Origin of the sequence: Lysinibacillus sp. FJAT-14745 (genome assembly GCF_001275675.1) — a bacterium.
In the GTDB taxonomy this organism is placed as follows: domain Bacteria; phylum Bacillota; class Bacilli; order Bacillales_A; family Planococcaceae; genus Lysinibacillus.
Genome location: NZ_LITM01000001.1, coordinates 44192 through 44515 on the forward strand (window position 1 = coordinate 44192; position 324 = coordinate 44515).

1 protein-coding gene is annotated in these 324 nt (G+C 40.7%); it reads right to left on the minus strand.

Features of this window, described 5'->3' with window-relative positions; all coding sequences use genetic code 11:
* A partial coding sequence (locus AMS59_RS26095) for an IS66 family transposase zinc-finger binding domain-containing protein (protein WP_234007653.1) occupies positions 1-324 on the minus strand: 324 nt, incomplete at both ends.

Below are 324 nucleotides of genomic sequence, written 5' to 3' on the forward strand. Positions count from 1 at the left end.
AGTCGCTCTAACTGTTTCTCTTGGCGATAAAGAGGCATCCCTTCGACATACTTTTGATTCATGATATAAGCCATTGCTGATGGAGATGCTAAACTGCCCGGATACATTGATACAGGCATTTTTGCTAACACAGTCGGTGTTTCCGTTCCTTCTCGTTCACAATGACGACAACTATATACATGCTGTACATGTTCCACAATTTTCACTTGTGCTGGGATGATTTTCATTTCACGACGAACTTGAGTACTCATTTCGTGTGTCTTTTCACCACAACACAAACAAACCTGCTCTTCTTCAGATAAACGATAGTGAATCGTTTCTGTA